1 protein-coding gene is annotated in these 903 nt (G+C 66.1%); it reads right to left on the minus strand.

The features are described from left to right. Positions 1-903, minus strand: a 903-nt coding sequence (locus G3O01_RS44850; RefSeq protein ID WP_205813947.1) for an amino acid aminotransferase, incomplete at both ends; no start/stop codon positions are given.

A 903-nucleotide genomic window follows, 5' to 3' on the forward strand; every position in this document is an offset into this window, starting at 1 on the left:
GGCGATCGACCTGATCCGCGCTCAGGCCCGTGTAAGTGAACATGCCGCGCTGCTTCACATAACGCGACAGCGCTTCGCCGCTCACGTGCGCCTGCAGGCCGTCGTGAATCGCCACACGCATGCGGGCGATACGCTCGCACATCGCCGCCAGCTCGGTTTCCCACGATTGCTTGAGCGCGGGCGTCGTCAGCACGCGCGTGACGATCCTGGCGCCGTGCGTCGGCGGATTGCTGTAGTTCGAGCGCACCGCGCCCGTCAGCTGGCCCAGCACGCGATCAGCCGCGGCCGCGTCTTCGCAGATCACGTGCAGACCGCCGCAACGCTCGCCGTACAGCGAGAAGTTCTTCGAGAACGAGTTCGCCACCAGCGCCGGCACACCGCGACGGCCGAGTTCGCGCACCGCGAAGGCATCGGCGTCCAGACCGGCGCCAAAACCCTGATACGCCATATCGACGAACGGCAGCAGATCGCGCTTTTGCAGCACGTCGATCAGTTGCACCCATTGCGCGTCGTCCAGATCCACGCCGGTCGGGTTATGGCAGCAGTCGTGCAGCAGCCCGCAGCTCTTTGCCGGCAGCCCCTCGTTGGCCGCCACCATCGCGTCGAACTTCAGACCGCCAGTCGCTTCGTCGTAGTACGGGTAGGTGTTCACCTCGAAACCCGCGCGCTCGAAGATGAAGCGATGGTTTTCCCACGTCGGGTCGCTGACCCACACCTGGCTTTGCGGGAAATAGCGCTTGATGAAATCGGCACCGACCTTGAGCGCGCCCGAACCGCCGAGCGTCTGCACCGTCGCCACACGCCCTGCTGCGCGCGACGGACACTGCGCGCCGAACACCAGCGCCTGCACCGCATCGCGATACTGGGCGAAACCCGCCATCGGCAGATAGGGCTTGGCGCCCG

Source organism: Burkholderia sp. Ac-20365, assembly GCF_017104715.1.
In the GTDB taxonomy this organism is placed as follows: domain Bacteria; phylum Pseudomonadota; class Gammaproteobacteria; order Burkholderiales; family Burkholderiaceae; genus Paraburkholderia.